This window comes from Ruegeria sp. YKSD179 (assembly GCF_059612885.1).
The window spans coordinates 1-18,145 of record NZ_JBXWRL010000054.1 but is presented as its reverse complement, the minus strand read 5'-3'; the positions used below and the strand labels follow the sequence as shown (position 1 = coordinate 18,145).

Genomic DNA, 18,145 nt, shown 5'->3' with positions numbered 1-18,145 from the left:
GCGACAGCGGCAATGTTAGGTGCTGAACCCATTCCGGCCTCGTTAGAAAACAAACCGCGCTTGATTCCGTTCAACATTGCGGCCATCACTCCACCAGCTACACCGCCTGCTGCTTCTTGCAGTCCAAGAGCGCTAGACACTATGAGCCAGAGCAATCCCGGCACTTCTGAGAAGTTCAAGACCATAACGACAACGGCGATCAAAAGATAACCGCCTGCCATGAATGGCACCACGATTTCAGCGACCCTAGCTATCGCCTTGATACCCCCAAAAATCACGATCGCAGCAATTACGGCTACGCCAGCTCCAACCCATAACTTTTCAAGGCCAAAGGCACCGGACAAGGCTTCTGCGATTGAGTTCGACTGGACCGCGACAAAAATCAGCCCAAAACTCAGGATAAGGCAGATCGAAAACAACACTCCTGCCCAAGGCGCATTCAACCCCTTTGATATATAGAAAGCGGGCCCTCCACGAAAATCGCCTGATTTGGTCGTTATTTTGTAGAGCTGTGCCAAGGTACTCTCAGAATAAGCCGTAGCCATCCCGACCAATGCCACCATCCACATCCAAAATATTGCACCAGGTCCGCCCAGCGACAACGCCACTGCAACACCGGCGAGGTTTCCTGTCCCGACGCGGGAAGCAAGGCTGACGGTCAGTGCCTGAAAAGGCGTTATTCCGCGCCTGTCCGTTCTGGGGGCCGAGGTTATGACACGCAGCATTTCTCCGAAATGCAGAAACTGAAGAGCGCCAAGCCGGATCGTAAAAAATATCCCGGCGCCCAACAGCCCGTAGATAAGGACATAATTCCAAAGTATTCCGTTTAATCCGTCGACAATAAATTCCATTCCGGGCTCTCAAAAACAAACTGACATTTTTGATTCAGGTTATTCGCAATTCACGAATATTCAAAATCAGCCTTCGAAATGTCCCGGCTCTCTCGGCTTCTGGCAAAAGTCGTCTTTGGACAGGTCAGGCCGCTCCAATGATTTTGAAATCAGGTCGATAGAGGAAGGAACTCTTCTGATTGTGTGAAATTTTTTAGTAGCTGGCTACACAGTACCTGACTTCACCCAAGATAATCGCGTAAGCTCGGCGGTGGATTATTCAGCAAATGTTCCGTCGGTTCTGGCGGATGGGCTATTCCGTCCGCGACCAAGATAGACTTGTTCGTGATGCGCCGCGCATCCTGCGGGTCGTGGCTAATCATCAACAATGTTTTGTTGGTTCCCGAAATAAGTTGAGCCACAAGATCCAGCATTTCGGCCTTCAACGCAGGACCCAATGCGGCGAAAGGCTCATCTAGCAACAACAGGTCTCGTTGCTGAACCAACACTCGCGCCAAGGCCACACGGCTTTGTTGTCCCCCTGATAACTCAAATGGTATGCGAGTGCCCATCCCCAATAAGCCGACGCGACCAAGCGCGGAGGCGACCAAAGCGCGTTCATCTTTAGAAACACGCCCGTTCGGACGAATACCCAACGACACATTCTGCTCAGCGCTTAAATGCGGAAAAAGATTGTTGTCTTGAAACAACGAGGCCGCCGGACGTTTCCCCGGAGGCCGTTTTGTCAGGTCCTCTCCATCCCAGAATATTCTGCCACCCTTCACATCACGAAACCCGGCGATAGCTTCAAGTAAGGTGGATTTGCCCGCTCCGGAAGGACCGATAATCGCTACGCACGAGGCATCTGCGACTTCAAGGTTTGCCCTTAGAACGAAATCACCGTTTGCGATGACGCATTCATCAAGTCTCAACATGCCATCGACCTCCGCGATCTAGAATCCAAAACGATCCCATGGACAGCATCAGCAATAATAGCGCACCACCGGCCGCGGCCTGCATCTGATAGGCACCCATCAGACGATAGATTTGCAAAGGCAGAGTTGCCACCTGTGCATCTGCGAACAAAGCGATGACACCCAAATCTCCCATTGAAAGTGCCATTGCCAAACCAGCCGCAAATCCGATCTGTGCCCGCATGCGAGGCAGCAAGACACTCGCAAAAAAAACATGGCCTTTCATGTCGAGCGAGAGAGCGAGCCGACTGTACCGAGTAACAGTTTCCTGCGCTGCCGGAACAAGAATTCGCAACGCGAAAGGCAAGGCCATAACTGCGTTAACCAACGCGGTGACCGGTAACGCCACCGCAGTTGGATTCACAAAAGGTCTGATCAGAATAAACAAACCCGTGCCGATTACCAATGGCGACGCCGCCAAACCGAGAATCCCGATCAGCTCAACAAAGCTGTGCCGCCTGACTGCCACAGCTGCGGCCATTGGCAATGCCAGGAACAAAAGGATGGAAGTACTGGCAACAGCCACTGCAACCGAAATAACTGCCGCCTTGAAGACCTGAGTAGGCAATTCTAATAACCCCACAACGCCGGAAATCACCACTGACGACAGGGGCAACAGCAGAAAAGCCGCAGTGGCGGAGATCCAAAACGTATCGATTGCTGGGGAGCCCCCATCCCATCGACGAATTGCCCTGTCAAGCCCTGTTCGAAATCCTTCTTTCCGCGTAAATCGCAACGCGACCAATGCCGCGGCAGCCGTCAATGCCAATTGGACAGTGGACAAAAGCGCAGCGCGACCCAAATTAAAATCGTAAGTAAACGCCTGATAGATTGCGAGTTCAATCGTTGTTGCGCGCGGTCCACCGCCTAACGTCAACGCGACAGCGAAGCTGGTCAAGCAGATCGCGAAAACTACTGCCAGAACGCTGGGTAGAACGCGCTTCAGCATCGGCCACTCAAGCAATCGAAACATTGCCATACCCTTGCAGTTCAGCTGCGCAGCTAGCCGAAACTGTTCAGCCGGAATTTCCTGCCATCCCTGAAGAAGAAGACGAGTCGCCAAGGGCAAGTTGAAGAATACGTGTGCCAACACCACACCGTGTAATCCGTATACACGGATGGCCGGAAGACCAAAGAAGCCCAAAGCCTCAGAAATCCAACCTGCCCTTCCAAATACTTGTAGAATGCCAAGTATTGCAACAATCACCGGCAAAATAAACGGAGCCCCTAACAAGGCTATCAATACCTGCCTGCCAAAAAACCTCCTGCGCGCCAGCGCACGTGCAGTCGGGATGGCAAGGCCAGCGCTGATCACCGAAGACAAAACTGCCTGTGTCAGCGTAAAACGCAAGGCAGCCCAGTCGGAAAACGCAAACATCCCACCAGAGTCAGCACGCAGGGCAACTGCTGCCAAAGTACCCAGTATCAGTGCAGCAACAAGCGTGGCTGCACCGACACCGGGTAGAGGGCTTATTGGCTGAGCGCGCTCAGCCATTCCGAAATTGCCTGTTCACGTTCGGTTGCGGCCTGATCCGGCTCAAACAAAAGCGCCTTTTGGGGGACAATCAAAGTCTCGAATCCCTTAGGCAGCCCATTGGCCGGAGTTACCGCCGGATACATCCAGTTGGTCGTAGGAATAATCTGTTGGAATTTGTCTGACACCATAAACTGCAAAAATTGATCAGCAAGTTCGGACTGATCGGTATTCGCCAGTTTTGCGGCAACTTCGACCTGCATGTAGTGACCTTCGTCAAAGGACGCGGCCGCCTTACTGTCGTCTTCTTCAGCGATCAAATGATAAGCGGGAGATGTGGTGTAGCTGAGGACCATGTCAGCTTCACCTTCAAGGAAAAGTCCATAAGCTTCTGACCACCCCTTGGTAACCGTCACGATATTGTCGGCCAAGCCCGCCCAAATTTCCGATGCCTCCTCGCCATATGCTGCCTTGACCCACAAGAGCAGGCCCAGACCCGGCGTCGAAGAGCGAGGATCTTGGATGATGATCTTAGTATCACTATCTGCCAATTCACGGAAGTTAGCAGGGGCTACCGCATCGGCATTAAGAACAAACGCGAAATAACCCCAGTCGAATGGCACAAATACTTCGTCCGACCACTCGATCGGGAGGTTGTACTCTGCAATCACCGAATGAGGGGCAAAAAGACCGGTTTCCTTTGCAGATGTGATCAGGTTGTTATCAAGCCCAAGCACGACATCGGCGTCTGTGTTTTCGCCCTCAAGACGAATGCGAGACAAAAGCGCCGCACCGTCTTCGATGCCAACAAGGTTCAACTTGCAGTCGCAAACCTCTTCAAACGCAGCTTCCACTTGCGGACCTGGTCCCCAATCGGAAACAAAACTGTCATACGTGTAAACGGTCAGCTGAGGTTTGTCGGCGGCAAAAGCCGCTGTTGCACTCAGAAGTCCCGCAGCAATTAGCAGATGCTTCATGTCATCCTCCATTGCGGCGAGAGGGCAAGGATGGATGAAACCGTCACCTTTCCCTCCGCCGGTTCTAGCCGGTTCAGGTTCAACGGGTTCGTCAAACGACGTCTCAGCGCGGCTTACCGCGCACCCCGAGGTAAAACTGTGATTAGGAGGAACTGGAAGAAAATACAACCAAAACCAACTTCATCTAATCCTATCTGACAAAACCTACTGACGAGTCCCCGCATATCTTGACCGAGGAATGTTGTTGAAAATGCGACCTTGTATTTTCCGAAGTCAGTTTGGGTAAAACAGGGGCTTGAATTTACTACATTACATACGAATCCGAATACGTAGGAGCGGAAGAACCTGCCACGTTTTTGAAGTCAGGGATAGGTATGGTAAAGGTTCCAAACTCGTGAAACTTTTGTTGACAAGACGTCTTTACGTAATAATTTTACCCACTGAAATAATAATCGAAAGAGGGGCGCAAAGTGTATCTTGGGTTGGACTTGGGAACGTCGGGGCTCAGGGGAATTCTTATGGACGAAGCGGGTGTCGTAATTAGCGAAGCCGAAGCTGCCATTACAACTTCGAACCCCAAACCCGGCTGGTCCGAACAATCTCCGCTGGACTGGGTGGCCGCTTGCGAGAAAGTAATCGGAAATCTTCGCTCGTCCAATAACAAGGAATTTTGCGCGCTAAAAGGAATAGGCCTTAGCGGACATATGCACGGGGCGACATTGCTTGATGGTGAAGGCAATGCCTTGCGACCCTGCATCCTTTGGAATGACACTAGGTCTGCAGACGAGGCGAAGAAGCTCGACCAATATCCGGAAATGCGAAAGATTTCAGGAAATATCGTCTTTCCTGGCTTCACCGCTCCAAAACTGGAATGGGTTAGGTCACACGAGCCTGATATCTTTTCCAAAACCGCCAAAGTTCTATTACCGAAAGATTACTTAAGACTTTGGCTAACCGGGGAATATGTCAGTGAAATGTCCGATAGCGCGGGAACATCGTGGCTGGATGTTAACGCGCGGACTTGGTCGAATACAGCACTCGAACTAAGCAATATGCGTCTCGATCAAATGCCTCGCTTACTTGAAGGGAGCGAGTCTTCTGGCGAGCTTCGGCCCGAACTGCGACAAGAATGGGGTTTGTCCGAACCTGTCATTGTTGCTGGTGGCGCGGGCGACAATGCTGCTGCGGCGTGCGGGATCGGATGCATAAACGAAGGCGATGGATTTTTGTCCTTGGGTACGTCAGGTGTTTTGCTTGTAGCCCGGGAATCCTGCAGCCCTGCACCAGAGACCGCAGTTCACAGTTTTTGCCATGCAGTGCCTAACCGCTGGATCCAGATGGGAGTTATCCTTTCTGCCACTAACAGCTTGAACTGGCTTTCACGCAATGTGGGCCAACCAGTTCGCACGCTGGCTTCCGATTTGCCCCAAAACATAACTGGCCCGTCTTCGATAACATTTCTGCCGTATTTGTCAGGCGAACGGACTCCTCATAACGACAGCGCAATTCGTGGCGCGTTTTTGGGAATAGATGTTGCTACCGAGCAGGCAGACCTCACCCAGTCCGTGATGGAAGGTGTTGCTTATGCAATGAGGGACTGCCTTGAGGCTTTAAAGAACACTGGCACACAGCCGTCCAACTTACTCGCTGTCGGCGGAGGGGCCCGGTCCCGGTATTGGCTGGAAACCCTTGCCACGGTGCTGAACACACCGTTGACATTGCCTAAAGGAAGCGAAATCGGGGCAGCAAAAGGCGCGGCACGATTAGCTGTTTGTGCCGCTAACCGCTCCTCTGCTGCGGACGTCATGACACCTCCGGAACAACAGGAAACCATCGAACCAATACGCGGCTTAGCCGATGCTTATGAGACCGAGTACCATCGCTACACTCAGTATTATTCAGCGCTTTCACCGTTGGCCGCTCGATGAGACTGCAAAGCGAAGATCGCGACCCCGATGAATGTACTCTGCTAACTGACGGTCCGATGACCGTTTCCTTGTTAAGCTATGGCGCAATTACGCAAGGTTGGTGGTACGACGAAATTCCTTTGATCCTTGGATACGATGATCCAAAGGCGTATTTGACCGACAAGAATTACATGGGCGCAATTGTTGGACGCGTCGCCAACCGGATCGGAGGAGCCAAGTTTTCTTTGGGGACATCCCATTTTGAACTAAACGCAAACGAGGGCCGAAATACCCTGCACGGTGGGCCGGCTGGTTTATCGCATCGGCATTGGGACATCTCTCGAATTTCGCCGTCCGAAGCTCGGCTTCGTTTGACCTCACCGGATGGGGACAACGGTTTTCCTGGCAAAGTAAAATTTGAGGTTCAGGTAACTCTTGAGTTTCCAAAACTAGTGTACTCGTTTCACGCGCAACCTGATCGTCCAACACCTATTAGCATTACTCAACACAACTACTACTCTTTAGGCAGTACAACGGGAATTTCCGAACATAAACTTATGCTCGACTCAAATCAGTTGCTTGAATTCGACGAGGAAGGCGTCCCGTCTGGTAAAATCTGGAATGCGGCAGGCACGGGTTTGGATTTTTCATCACCAACGGTAATTGGAACGTCCTCACCTGACTTAGACCATTACTACCTGTTTGATACCAAAGGAAAACCGGATAACTTGGTTGCAGAATTGGCCGCCCCTTCAGGAGTGACCTTAAGTGTTTTTTCAGATCAACCCGGAGCCCAAGTCTATTCTGGAGCCAAGCTGAAAACTCCGTTTTATCCAAGAGATGGGCTGTGCATTGAACCGTCGGGTTATCCCAATGCAATTAATATCCCATCTTTTCCCTCTGTAATATCTACACCAGAAAATCCTTACCGTCAGACACTTACGCTGGAAATTTCCGGGTGCCAGACATGATCTACAAATTGCTTATTTCGATTTTAGGTGTTTTGCTGGTGATGTCATCTGGCGCTCGGGCGCAGTCGTTAGGACCGACCCCGGAATTCGTCACTCCGGACCTATCAAGTGTTAAGCTGGGGCAACTACTCTTTTTCGACCCTATACTTTCAGGCAACAAAAATATTAGCTGCGCAACCTGTCATCACCCAAAACTAGGTACATCAGACGGCTTATCCCTTGGCATCGGAGAGGGTGGTATTGGTTTGGGAACCGAGCGACTGATCGACCTAACGAATATTCCAGAACAGCGAATTCCTCGCAATTCGCCTGGTCTTTGGAATCTGGGCGCAACGGAATTTACGACATTCTTTCATGACGGACGACTTGAGACAGATCCAGCGCAGCCGAATGGTATAAGAACGCCTTTGGGCATGCACATGAGACCGGGTTTTAAATCTGCTTTGGCGGCACAAGCCATGTTCCCTGTATTGTCGCAAGATGAAATGGCAGGGCATTATTCGGAAAATGACGTTAGCAAAGCTGTCCGAATGGGGTTCCTAACACAAGTAGGCGGTGCATGGGATCTGATCGCAGCACGTGTTGATGCAATACCGGAATACGAGCGTCGGTTTGAAGAAATTTCGCCGGGTGAAGACATCACCTTCACCGCGATAGCGAATGCGATCGCTGATTTTATCGTCTTTGAATGGCGCGCTGACAACAGCGCCTTCGACAGATCAATGCGAGGTGAGGAAGCATTGTCCGAGGAAGCGAGCCTTGGCTTAAAGCTGTTCTACGGAAAGGCAGGGTGCAGCGAATGCCACTCTGGGTGGTTCCAGACAGATCACAAATTTCATTCTATAGCGATGCCGCAGATTGGGCCGGGAAAAGCGGCGCGATTTGAGAACCATGCCAGAGATGATGGGCGACTGCGTGTAACCGGCAATCCGGAAGATGCATTTGCGTTTCGCACACCGTCTTTGCGGAATGTCACGTTAACGGCGCCGTACGGGCATAATGGTGCTTTTTCACAACTCGAAGACATCATACGTCATCATCTGGACCCTTCTACATCCTTACGCACGTACTCCGTCGAATTGGCTCTGTTACCTGAGATCCCGAAATCTGACGACACGCGGTCGCTATTGGACTCGGCTCATCTAAATGCGATCTTGGACAGCAATGACCTGCCGGAGATTAGCCTGACAAATAAAGAAATCAGCGCGATCTTGGCCTTTCTCGGCGCTCTGGAAGACCCCGCAAAACGGTTGGGTGTTCCGAAAGAGGTTCCAAGCGGTCTGCCAGTTGAAAATTAGTTACCTAGTTACTCTGACTATCTGGTTTGGGGTATAGGCCTGCCAGTCACCTTCGACGCCATCGGGCCAAATGACCCTAACTGTAACAAGCTCGTCATAACCAAGCCCAAAATGATGAAGACCTGCAATCCCGCTTGCGTGGCCTCCTCCAATAGTTATTTCTCTGACTTGCTGTCCAATCGAAGTTTCGATCTCGATAAATCCACCCACCGCCATTCGATTGGGTCGCTTCTGCACGACATCCAACATCAACCAGTTCCCAGTTTGGAGCTGGTTTTGATAGACTTCGAGTTCACTTCCCCGATTGACTACCACCAAGTCCAGTTTGCCGTCGTTGTTCAAATCCACGATTGCCGCGCCACGGGACTTGGACATGGATGCGATGCCCGCTTCAACCGAAGCTTCAAAGAATTGACCGTCCCCTTGTTGCAATAGCATGTTGTTAGGATCGTAAAGGGCAGCATCGGGCATCTGCTCGACATTTCCTTTGGCTACGAAAATATCGTCTAAACCATCATTGTTAAAATCGCCGAACTGGGCGTGCCATCCAGTCGAAGGGCGACCGTCGCCCCCTAAGTGTGGCCTGTGAGCCGTTGTACCTTTTTCATAAGTTGCGTCGCGCCATGTTGGCCCATCGACATCGGAGTCGAAAACCTGAAGTTTCTGATCGCCCATTGATGTAAGGTAAACTTCGGGAAACCCATCGCCGTTTAGATCACGTGACGCGATACCCATCCCCCAGATTGAGTATGGCATCCATCCCTCTTCAAGCGAATAAAGCCGTGGCGCAGGTTCCATGGCCCATAACTGTTCTTGCCCATCGTTGACATAATAATGTCGGTCATTACTGACCCGAAGGTCTGCACGGCCGTTTCGTGCCCAGTCTGAAAAAAGGATGGACAGTGAGCAGTGACCTGGCTCCAAATGTTCCGGCTTGCGGTATTTCCCTTCCTCTGGGCGATAAAGAACAGTTGGTCCGCAGGTTCCGAAAGGACCATTTGGATCGAACCGATCAACATAGGTTCCAAACGCCAAAGTAGGCAGTGTTTGTCTGCCTTCCCATGTCGCCGAGAAACCTGTTGTCCAATGATCCTCGGCCTGAAAATCAAATTCACTGAATGGGCTAAATTCACAATCAGGATTGCCTTTAAACAAAAGGTCATCGCCCACGCGCAAGACAACAAGATCAAGGATGCCATCGCTATCGACATCAATCGGATAACCCCCGGTCACCCCAGTCAGTGACAATTCATCAGGTGTATCGATTGTAAACGAAATTTTGTCAGAGGATGTGTTTTTGAAAAGTTGAGATCGATTGGAACCGCCCGCCACAAATAGCTCGGGCAATTCGTCACCATTGCAATCGAAAACGGCTACACCTCCACCGACGAAATGTTCCCAACCACCGTCGTATACATGTGCAGGAATTTCTACTGTCGCAAAACTTGGGATTTTTGTCTCGGCATCGGCAGCCGTCGCGACCACGATCGAAACGATAAGCTCAGGCCGCATTCGTCGGCAACTCTTTGACTTTAAGAATCGACACCTGTTCGATGCCGTATGCAGCCGCGCCCTTGGCCCACATCAGATCACCCCAGTGATGTACTTTTATGTCGGGCAAAGGAGCATCTACGTTGGCTACTCCGCTCTGAATCCGATCCATGACTTCGTCCGAACACAAATGTTCAAAACTCATCTGGGCGCCAGACAAAATGATGCACTCTGGGTCAAACAAGTTGATCAAATTGGAGATCCCAAGACCAAACATCTGACCGGCTCGATTCAGTACTGATATCGCCATTTGCTCACCCGAGTTGGCCCGTTCGTGTATATCGGATACCGTTTCTGGCTTTCTATCTTGCGTCGCAACGGTCATCTCTCTGATCAGAGCATAATCACCGACGTAAGCTTCAAGGCACCCTCGCTGACCGCATTGGCACAAAGCACCATCCAGTTGAACTTTTGCGTGGCCAAATTCAGCTCCACACCCGCGCTCTCCTCGGTATAGTTTTCCATCCAGCACAATTCCAAGGCCGACACCGTGTTCGATTGTAACGACAAGAAAGTTCCTGAGCCCGATTCCCAATCCAAAAAGCTGTTCCGCCTTTGCAACCAGATTTGCATCATTTTCGATAAACGCAGGGCAGGGAATATATTCCTTGAACAATCGACTAAAATCCACGTTTCGCTCGGTCAAGGATGACGACCAATGAACAAAATTCCTCTTTGCATCCACCAGTCCCGCTATCCCAATTGATACACCAGACAAGTCACCAATCGTTATTTCTGTCCGTGAACAAGCCTGTTCCAGTGCAGTGTATATTGTTTTCACCAAATCGCGTGGCGACATACTGGTTTTGTTCAAGGAATGCGTGTGCAAGGAGACTTCTTTGCCTTCAAAGTCGACCAACAAAACTGAAATTACTTGTCGTGCGATTTTCAAACCTGCAACGAAATAAGAGCTTCCGTCCAGTTGCAGTAAAACTCTTGGCCTGCCTCGTTTTGCAGATTTCGACTTTGATTCCCCTACAACCTCTTTGATCAACCCGGCTGAAATAAGATCGGCGGTAGCAGCGGTAACCGTTGCAGGGCTGGTATTCAAAGCAGTGGCAATATCAATACGCGATGTCGCCCCTCTTGTTCTAATGTGTTCGAGAACCCGCAAGCGGGTGGCATTCCTTTGGTCCAAGGAAACCGGCGAGTCCTTGTTGCTTAGCATTCTTTCCTCGCGAATCTCGTCATTTGGTCAATCTATTAGGAAATTCACGCGCCCGATAGGTTAAATATTTTACCCGCTGAAATAAATATGGTACTCAAAATTCGAGAGTCACGAATCACGACAGGATGACTCGGCCTTTGGGAGGAAATCATGAAAAGAATTCTCAGCTTTTCGGCTGCGGTTGCATTGATGGGCTCGGCTGTTTTTGCAGACCCCGTTGTTGGCGTAAGCTGGTCAAACTTTCAGGAAGAACGCTGGAAGACAGACGAAGCGGCGATCAAATCAGCATTAGAAGCAGGCGGCGCTGAATACATCTCAGCGGATGCTCAATCGTCTTCTGCAAAACAGCTGTCGGACATTGAAAGCCTTATCGCTCAGGGTGTGGACGCACTGATCATTCTTGCACAAGACGCACAAGCAATCGGCCCGGCAGTACAGGCCGCTGCTGATGAGGGTATTCCTGTCATAGCGTATGATCGATTGATCGAAGACGATCGTGCGTTCTATCTGACTTTTGACAATGTCGAAGTTGGCCGGATGCAGGCGCGTGCAGTCTTTGACGCGATGCCAAAGGGTAATTACGTCATGATCAAAGGGTCGCCGACCGACCCGAATGCCGATTTCCTACGGGGCGGACAGCAAGAAATCATTCAGGCTGCAGTTGACAGCGGAGACATTGTAATTGTCGGTGAGGCATATACTGACGGCTGGCTTCCGGCAAACGCGCAGCGTAATATGGAACAAATTCTGACAGCGAACGAAAACAATGTCGATGCCGTTGTTGCCTCTAATGACGGAACGGCCGGCGGTGTTGTAGCTGCACTGACCGCACAGGGCATGGAAGGTATTCCCGTCTCGGGACAGGATGGCGACCATGCGGCGTTGAACCGGGTCGCTTTGGGAACCCAAACAGTATCGGTTTGGAAAGACGCGCGCGAACTTGGGAAAGCGGCAGGCGAAATCGCAGTGGCTCTTAGTGGCGGTACCAGCCCAGGTGACATCGAAGGCGCGGTCAGCTGGACATCGCCCGGTGGCACCGAGATGAATTCGGTATTCCTTGCCCCGGTACCAATCACAAAAGACAACCTTTCGGTCGTTGTAGATGCCGGTTGGATTCCACTAGCAGACCTTTGCCAGGGTGTTGAAAACGGACCTGCACCCTGTAACTAAAACACGCTGTCCCCGGCCCTCAGGTCGGGGACACTAGCTGAATATGAAAGATCGGAAATGACCGAAACTTCGTCTCAGCCGGTTCCTCAAAAAGCAAAGGCCAGCCTATTCCAGCAATTGGAATTGGACATGCGGCTTTTGGGAATGATCGGCGCGTTCGTCATCCTTTGCATTGGCTTCAACATCGTCACAGACGGGCGGTTCCTTACACCGCGAAACCTGTTCAACTTATCGATTCAGACTGTGTCAGTGGCAATTATGGCGTGCGGAATGGTTTTCATAATCGTCACGCGCCACATCGACCTGTCAGTGGGTGCACTGTTGGCAACGACCTCTGCAGTAATGGCAATGACTCAGACCGAGTTATTGCCCCACATGTTGGGCATGGGTTTGAACAATCCGGCAACCTGGGCAATCACAATTGTAATCGGACTTTTGGTCGGAACCCTGATCGGAGCATTTCATGGGTGGATGGTCGGCTATCTTACGATCCCGGCATTCATTGTGACTCTTGGCGGATTTCTGGTTTGGCGAAACGTTGCTTGGTATCTGACCAGCGGACAGACTATCGGCCCCTTGGACAGCAACTTTCTAAAGTTCGGCGGAACCAACGGAACATTGGGCACCACGGCAAGTTGGATGTTTGGTTTTCTGGCCGCGGCAGTCGCAATATGGGCATTGTGGAGCAGCAGGCGAGCAAAAGCTGCACACGGTTTTCCCGTCAAACCAGTTTGGGCGGAGTCAACCCTTGCAGCTATTATGACAGTCTCCATCCTGGGTTACGTTTACATTGTAAACAGCTACCAAATACCTACCCGCAGATTGGAACGCATGTTTGAGGCACGCGGCGAAACAATGCCCGAAGGGTTAGTCGTTGGCTACGGCATTCCAATTTCGGTTCTAATTCTGATCATTGTGGCAGTCATTTTGACAGTTGTGGCGCGTAAAACGAGATTTGGTCGCTATATATTTGCGACTGGTGGCAATCCCGACGCCGCTGAGCTTTCCGGTATCAACACCCGGTGGTTAACGGTAAAGGTTTTCGCTCTTATGGGATTCCTTTGTGCCGTTTCAGCAGTGGTCGCCTCTGCGCGATTGGCCAATCATTCCAATGACATCGGCACGCTTGACGAACTAAGGGTGATTGCCGCCGCAGTCATCGGAGGTACAGCCCTGTCCGGCGGAATCGGGACGATATACGGCGCGATATTGGGCGCACTAATCATGCAGGCCCTTCAATCTGGCATGGCCATGGTAGGTGTCGACGCACCGTTTCAGAACATTGTCGTCGGCACTGTTTTGGTCTTGGCCGTCTATATCGACATTGTCTACCGCAAGCGTTTGGGGGCAAAGTGATGCAAGATCAGGACACAAAAAAAACGACCGCAAATATGGGCCGGGGGTCAGGTGCGCCTCCATTAGTGGAAATGCGCGACATTTCCATATCATTCGGCGGTATCAAAGCGGTTGATCACGTCTCGGTCGATCTTTACCCCGGTGAAGTTGTTGGACTTTTAGGCCACAACGGAGCAGGCAAATCGACGCTGATTAAGGTTTTGTCTGGTGCCTATCAAATGGACCAAGGCGAAATTCTGATTGACGGCAAGCCAGTCGACATTGACAACCCGCGCGACGCCAGGGCCAACAACATCGAAACTATCTATCAAACTCTGGCTTTGGCTGACAACTTGGATGCAACGTCCAATCTCTTTCTCGGGCGAGAAATGGTCACTCCGATGGGGTTAGTAAATGACGCCGCGATGGAGGCTGAATGCCGAAAAATTATGGCTCAGTTGAACCCCAACTTTCAAAAGTTCAACGATCCGGTCTCAGCCCTATCCGGTGGACAAAGACAGTCGGTTGCGATTGCCCGCGCGGTTTATTTCAATGCCCGTATACTGATTATGGACGAACCAACCGCTGCGTTGGGGCCACACGAAACACAGATGGTTGCCGACTTGATCCACCAGTTAAAGGCACAGGGAATAGGAATTTTTCTGATCGATCACGATGTGCACGCCGTTATAGAGTTGTGTGACCGGGCATCCGTTATGAAGAACGGAAAACTGGTAGGAACAGTGAACATCGCCGATGTGACAGACGATGACCTTTTATCCATGATCATCCTCGGCAAGCAGCCCGGGCAAACGGCAGATTAGGGGGCAACTATGATTAGTGATTTCTTTGAGGGGATTGAAAAAGCCCGATTTGAAGGCGCGGAAAGTACAAACCCGCTGGCCTTCCGCCATTACAACCCGGACGAGATAGTCTTGGGCAAGCGCATGGAAGATCACTTGCGATTTGCCGTAGCGTGGTGGCATTCGTTTGCTTGGGAGGGAGGAGACCCTTTCGGCGGCGCCACATTTGAACGCCCATGGCATCCCCAGGATGACATGGGACGGGCCAAGATGAAGGCCGATGTGGCGTTCGAGATGTTTGAAATTCTTGGACAACCCTATTTTTGCTGGCACGATGCCGATATCCGACCCGAGCAGGGGGATTTTGCTGCCAACCTGAAGACTCTTGAAGAAATCACCGACTATATCGGTGAAAAGATGCAATCGGTTGGCACAAAGCTTTTGTGGGGAACGGCGAATATGTTCAGTCATCGCCGCTGGATGGCTGGCGCAAGCACCAACCCTGATCCTGATGTGTTTGCTTTTGCTGCTGCCACCGTGAAGTCGTGCATTGACGCCACGCATAAGCTCGGCGGAGAAAATTATGTGCTGTGGGGCGGGCGTGAAGGATACGAGACCCTTTTGAACACAGACATGCAAGCAGAGCTCGATCACATGGGCCGTTTTCTGAGCATGGTTGTCGACTACAAGCACAAGATCGGATTCAAGGGAACCATTCTGGTAGAACCCAAGCCGCAAGAACCATCAAAGCACCAGTATGACTTCGACGCGGCAACCTGCATCGGGTTTCTAAGAAAATACGGACTGGAAAACGACGTAAAGCTAAACCTGGAACAGGGCCATGCTATCTTAGCCGGCCACAGTTTTGAGCATGAAATAGCGGTGGCCACCGCAGAAGGAATGCTCGGTTCCATCGACATGAACCGGAACGATTATCAGTCTGGCTGGGACACAGACCAATTTCCCAACAATACGCCCGAAGTTGCCTTAGCCTACTATCACATATTGAAGTCAGGAGGTTTTTCGACAGGGGGCACAAACTTTGACGCAAAACTGCGCCGTCAGTCGATTGACCCACAAGACCTAATTGCAGCACATATTGGAGCCATGGATATCTGCGCGCGAGGGCTTAAGGCGGCAGCGGCAATGGTCGAGGACGGCGGCCTGGCAATGGAGTTGGCGAAGAGATATTCAGGTTGGCAAACAGACGAGGCTCAGTCCATGTTGGAGTCTGGCCTGGAAGAAATTACTGCTCGTGTTTTGGATCAAGGGATAAATCCCAAGCCGCGTTCGGGACGGCAAGAGTATTTGGAAAACTACGTAAACCGATTTGTCTGATCGAAGCAGACAGCGGGACGTTTGAGGAAAAAAAGACATCCCGGAAACGTTCACGAAAAACAGCAAATTCTGATAATGGCTTCTTCACCAAGACGCAAACAAGCTCAAACCAAAGCAAGGACTCGGTCAACGCTCTGGCCGAGTCAACTTTTACAGGCAATCCGAAGAGGAGACGGAACCAATTGCATGGTTGCGGCATCCCAATGCATCAGATCTCAGCTCGATAGATAAGGCTCAATAGAAAGGCATAAATTCCAAATTGAAGCGCGAGATACCCTGTCTCCAACAAAACAAACCCACCAGCATTTGGCACATTTTGTTTCGCAACAAAGGCAAGCACATGTGATGTCCAAAAGAAGATCCCCATCAACGAGGAAAACTGAAACGCGCGAACCATTCCAACGCTACCGGTGTGAAACAACGGAAAAATCGACGGGAGCGATCCCCTGAGTCACAATTGTCAGCAAGCCGATGAACACGTTAGGTTCGCCAGCAAAATAACCAAAACTCTCGTATTGTTCTTTAAACAAACCAACATGCCACCCAAGGGCGAGCGGGAATACCACCAGAATATAGGCGATCGAGGAAAGAAAAATTTTCATCGTCCAGTCCCTATGCACCGGACGCGCGTTTCCACAACGCGATCGTTGCGCCACCGGGGTCAAGGATGAATGTGGCTACACCTGCTGGGCCTTGAAGATCCTCTGCGATAATGGACGCACCGCGCTTTTTGGCGTCAGAAACTGCCGCAGGCAAATCATCGACTTCCAAATATGGCACCCAGCCCGATACCGATTCCATTTCATCCGTGATGGCGGCAAACGGTTTGTCTTGTCCATTAAGCGTCAAGAACGTCATTTCCCCAATGTCGTCCGGTACCCAGCCAAAAGTCTGCTGCATAAAATCATTTGTCTTGGCGCGGTTAGCACTGACATTATCGAACCATACGAAAGGAGAAGGTATTAGCTAATTCCTCTTGTTTTTTGCAAGTAATATTGAGCTAGACTCTTTTCTTGCATATTGCAAGAGAAAACCTGCGCCTCTATTTATTGAATATGACGAGATTGCGACCAGCCAAATGGAACGGATGCCCGACGCGCTATGCGGCAGGGCTCATTGGTGACAAGTGGTGTTTTCTAATCCTAAGGGACGTGCTGCTTTTGGGGAAAAGAACGTACAGCGAACTGCTCAATTCACCTGAAGGAATCTCAACGAACATTCTTGCAAATCGCCTGTCCAAACTAGAAACTGAAGGAATATTGGACCGAGAGGTTGATCCCCGCAAAGCCAGCAGGATTTGCTACTTTCCGACGGGAAAAGCTCGGGACCTTCTCCCTGCCCTACTCAACTTGATGTTATGGTCGACGAAGTATGATGAAAATACCGAAGCGCCAAACTCATTTGCTGAGGAATTGAAGAAAGATTTTTCCGGAGCGGTTGCCTGGTACGAAACAGAGATTGAGCGAGTAAACTCCGAGATTTTCTCAACCCCTAAATCGTGACTTGATCGAATGAGTCCATAATGGAAATTCGTCACTGTACCGTTTTGATTGCCCAACCAAACGCCTCAGGATTAAAAACTTGATATGTCCTAAGCGGCCATCAAAGAAAAATGTTTTTGCACCCGAAGTGCCGTGGCCATGCCAGCACATCACTAGTTTAAATGACATCCTAGATTTTCTGCTTTGACTAAAACAGGTTTCCGAAATGTCCCTCCGCTCATTAGTTCAAAAAGAGTTCGACAAGATCGTCTTTCAGGATCTCGCGGGACTGGGCTTTAATAAGGTTTCGACCCGTTTAACCTCAAGGCCAATAGGTGAGTTCTTGGCGCTGGTGGGCCTTCAATTCAGCCATCATTCATCAGCAGGTGAGTGCGATTTCACGGTCGATTGCGGTCTAATGCTTCCCGGTGTTTGGGAACTATACTCCGGCCAAACGGGAGTCCACAATGCCGTGGCAACACCAACTTCCACCAAACAGATCAGAGCTAATGCGAGCTTGGAAACAATTGGGCGTTGAATTGCGCGTTTCATAAGCGGAGAGTCCGGTGTGTTTGGGATTCTAAGACCGGTCATCTCCATTATATAGCCAAGATATGCACTACCATGACCAAACGCAGCCAAGTTATTGAGCAGAGACAGAGTCACCCTTGCAGCAAGACCAACCGCCAAAACAGTTTGCGGTAAACAGTGATTAAAGCTTTCAATCACACTCTTTTTCCTTCTGATATTGATACGTCTAACTTTGATCTCCACGCGAAATACAAGCTGAAGACTGGCGCAAGCAGGAAGGTCAGATTCATCCAGAAAGCCGCAGACGAAGCACCCGGAACACCACCGGGCACTTCCA

General features: G+C 50.7%; 18 protein-coding genes and 1 riboswitch. Of the genes, 8 read left to right on the top strand and 10 right to left on the bottom strand.

Annotated features, from left to right (window positions below; all coding sequences use genetic code 11):
* From AC2FNE_RS20375 to thiB, 4 genes are all read right to left on the bottom strand, one after another.
* Positions 1-851, bottom strand: an 851-nt coding sequence (locus AC2FNE_RS20375; protein WP_496806146.1) for an alanine/glycine:cation symporter family protein, incomplete at its 3' end; no start/stop codon positions are given.
* A gap of 221 nt (positions 852-1,072) precedes the next feature.
* Complete coding sequence (locus AC2FNE_RS20370; RefSeq protein WP_496806145.1) at positions 1,073-1,765, bottom strand: thiamine ABC transporter ATP-binding protein; 693 nt, start codon at positions 1,763-1,765, stop codon at positions 1,073-1,075.
* Positions 1,752-3,299, bottom strand: coding sequence for a thiamine/thiamine pyrophosphate ABC transporter permease ThiP (locus AC2FNE_RS20365; RefSeq protein WP_496806144.1), 1,548 nt, complete (start codon positions 3,297-3,299; stop codon positions 1,752-1,754). Before AC2FNE_RS20365 ends, AC2FNE_RS20370 begins: the two co-directional genes overlap by 14 nt.
* Entirely contained in the window at positions 3,275-4,255 is a 981-nt protein-coding gene (gene thiB / locus AC2FNE_RS20360; protein WP_496806143.1) for a thiamine ABC transporter substrate binding subunit, read from the bottom strand. The genes AC2FNE_RS20365 and thiB overlap by 25 nt, the downstream gene beginning before the upstream one ends.
* A gap of 32 nt (positions 4,256-4,287) precedes the next feature.
* Positions 4,288-4,393, bottom strand: a riboswitch (TPP riboswitch).
* A 332-nt stretch (positions 4,394-4,725) separates the two neighbouring features.
* Here thiB and xylB point away from each other — a divergent pair.
* Genes xylB through AC2FNE_RS20345 form a run of 3 tightly spaced genes read left to right on the top strand, consistent with a single transcriptional unit; the run spans position 4,726 to position 8,431 of the window.
* Positions 4,726-6,183 carry a xylulokinase gene (xylB, locus tag AC2FNE_RS20355; protein WP_496806142.1) on the top strand — a complete coding sequence of 486 codons (1,458 nt, stop codon included), beginning with the start codon at positions 4,726-4,728 and terminating at the stop codon, positions 6,181-6,183.
* Entirely contained in the window at positions 6,180-7,133 is a 954-nt protein-coding gene (locus tag AC2FNE_RS20350) for an aldose epimerase family protein (RefSeq protein ID WP_170605588.1), read from the top strand. Before xylB ends, AC2FNE_RS20350 begins: the two co-directional genes overlap by 4 nt.
* Complete coding sequence (locus tag AC2FNE_RS20345; protein ID WP_496806141.1) at positions 7,130-8,431, top strand: cytochrome-c peroxidase; 1,302 nt, start codon at positions 7,130-7,132, stop codon at positions 8,429-8,431. The genes AC2FNE_RS20350 and AC2FNE_RS20345 overlap by 4 nt, the downstream gene beginning before the upstream one ends.
* On the opposite strand, the gene AC2FNE_RS20340 is transcribed toward AC2FNE_RS20345, so the two are convergent.
* On the bottom strand, positions 8,432-9,943 hold the full coding sequence (locus tag AC2FNE_RS20340; protein ID WP_170605592.1) for a CRTAC1 family protein: 1,512 nt from the start codon (positions 9,941-9,943) through the stop codon (positions 8,432-8,434).
* Positions 9,933-11,150, bottom strand: coding sequence for an ROK family transcriptional regulator (locus AC2FNE_RS20335; protein ID WP_170605594.1), 1,218 nt, complete (start codon positions 11,148-11,150; stop codon positions 9,933-9,935). Before AC2FNE_RS20335 ends, AC2FNE_RS20340 begins: the two co-directional genes overlap by 11 nt.
* 150 nt (positions 11,151-11,300) lie before the next feature.
* Between AC2FNE_RS20335 and xylF the strand changes: the two genes are divergently transcribed.
* Genes xylF through xylA form a run of 4 tightly spaced genes read left to right on the top strand, consistent with a single transcriptional unit; the run spans position 11,301 to position 15,796 of the window.
* Entirely contained in the window at positions 11,301-12,320 is a 1,020-nt protein-coding gene (xylF, locus tag AC2FNE_RS20330; RefSeq protein WP_170479974.1) for a D-xylose ABC transporter substrate-binding protein, read from the top strand.
* 57 nt (positions 12,321-12,377) lie between these two features.
* Positions 12,378-13,676, top strand: a complete 1,299-nt coding sequence (locus AC2FNE_RS20325) for a sugar ABC transporter permease (RefSeq protein ID WP_170479976.1) — start codon at positions 12,378-12,380, stop codon at positions 13,674-13,676.
* On the top strand, positions 13,676-14,479 hold the full coding sequence (locus tag AC2FNE_RS20320; protein WP_496806140.1) for an ATP-binding cassette domain-containing protein: 804 nt from the start codon (positions 13,676-13,678) through the stop codon (positions 14,477-14,479). Before AC2FNE_RS20325 ends, AC2FNE_RS20320 begins: the two co-directional genes overlap by 1 nt.
* Before the next feature lie 12 nt (positions 14,480-14,491).
* Positions 14,492-15,796, top strand: a complete 1,305-nt coding sequence (gene xylA / locus AC2FNE_RS20315; RefSeq protein ID WP_170605760.1) for a xylose isomerase — start codon at positions 14,492-14,494, stop codon at positions 15,794-15,796.
* 208 nt (positions 15,797-16,004) lie between these two features.
* Here the strand turns inward: xylA and AC2FNE_RS20310 are convergent, their stop codons facing one another.
* The 3 genes from AC2FNE_RS20310 to AC2FNE_RS20300 are packed head-to-tail and all read right to left on the bottom strand — an operon-like array spanning position 16,005 to position 16,696.
* Entirely contained in the window at positions 16,005-16,193 is a 189-nt protein-coding gene (locus tag AC2FNE_RS20310) for a hypothetical protein (RefSeq protein WP_170605599.1), read from the bottom strand.
* Positions 16,194-16,200: 7 nt separating this feature from the next.
* Positions 16,201-16,398, bottom strand: coding sequence for a hypothetical protein (locus AC2FNE_RS20305; RefSeq protein ID WP_496806139.1), 198 nt, complete (start codon positions 16,396-16,398; stop codon positions 16,201-16,203).
* Between the two features lie 10 nt (positions 16,399-16,408).
* Complete coding sequence (locus tag AC2FNE_RS20300; protein WP_170605603.1) at positions 16,409-16,696, bottom strand: VOC family protein; 288 nt, start codon at positions 16,694-16,696, stop codon at positions 16,409-16,411.
* A 155-nt stretch (positions 16,697-16,851) separates the two neighbouring features.
* Between AC2FNE_RS20300 and AC2FNE_RS20295 the strand changes: the two genes are divergently transcribed.
* Positions 16,852-17,298: a winged helix-turn-helix transcriptional regulator gene (locus AC2FNE_RS20295; protein WP_170605605.1), complete on the top strand. Its 447-nt coding sequence runs from the start codon at positions 16,852-16,854 to the stop codon at positions 17,296-17,298.
* A gap of 351 nt (positions 17,299-17,649) precedes the next feature.
* On the opposite strand, the gene AC2FNE_RS20290 is transcribed toward AC2FNE_RS20295, so the two are convergent.
* A complete protein-coding gene (locus AC2FNE_RS20290) occupies positions 17,650-18,006 on the bottom strand; it encodes a DUF2165 family protein (RefSeq protein WP_496806138.1) in 357 nt (118 codons plus the stop codon).
* Positions 18,007-18,145 lie beyond the last annotated feature (139 nt).

Coding starts and splice junctions, on each gene's coding strand:
- AC2FNE_RS20300 (WP_170605603.1), bottom strand. CDS start 16,696: ATGCAGCAGACTTTTGGCTGGGTACCGGACGACATTGGGGAAATGACG.
- AC2FNE_RS20350 (WP_170605588.1), top strand. CDS start 6,180: ATGAGACTGCAAAGCGAAGATCGCGACCCCGATGAATGTACTCTGCTA.
- AC2FNE_RS20340 (WP_170605592.1), bottom strand. CDS start 9,943: ATGCGGCCTGAGCTTATCGTTTCGATCGTGGTCGCGACGGCTGCCGAT.
- AC2FNE_RS20345 (WP_496806141.1), top strand. CDS start 7,130: ATGATCTACAAATTGCTTATTTCGATTTTAGGTGTTTTGCTGGTGATG.
- AC2FNE_RS20295 (WP_170605605.1), top strand. CDS start 16,852: ATGACGAGATTGCGACCAGCCAAATGGAACGGATGCCCGACGCGCTAT.
- AC2FNE_RS20305 (WP_496806139.1), bottom strand. CDS start 16,398: ATGAAAATTTTTCTTTCCTCGATCGCCTATATTCTGGTGGTATTCCCG.
- AC2FNE_RS20320 (WP_496806140.1), top strand. CDS start 13,676: ATGCAAGATCAGGACACAAAAAAAACGACCGCAAATATGGGCCGGGGG.
- AC2FNE_RS20310 (WP_170605599.1), bottom strand. CDS start 16,193: ATGGTTCGCGCGTTTCAGTTTTCCTCGTTGATGGGGATCTTCTTTTGG.
- thiB (WP_496806143.1), bottom strand. CDS start 4,255: ATGAAGCATCTGCTAATTGCTGCGGGACTTCTGAGTGCAACAGCGGCT.
- AC2FNE_RS20325 (WP_170479976.1), top strand. CDS start 12,378: ATGACCGAAACTTCGTCTCAGCCGGTTCCTCAAAAAGCAAAGGCCAGC.
- AC2FNE_RS20335 (WP_170605594.1), bottom strand. CDS start 11,150: ATGCTAAGCAACAAGGACTCGCCGGTTTCCTTGGACCAAAGGAATGCC.
- xylF (WP_170479974.1), top strand. CDS start 11,301: ATGAAAAGAATTCTCAGCTTTTCGGCTGCGGTTGCATTGATGGGCTCG.
- AC2FNE_RS20365 (WP_496806144.1), bottom strand. CDS start 3,299: ATGGCTGAGCGCGCTCAGCCAATAAGCCCTCTACCCGGTGTCGGTGCA.
- AC2FNE_RS20370 (WP_496806145.1), bottom strand. CDS start 1,765: ATGTTGAGACTTGATGAATGCGTCATCGCAAACGGTGATTTCGTTCTA.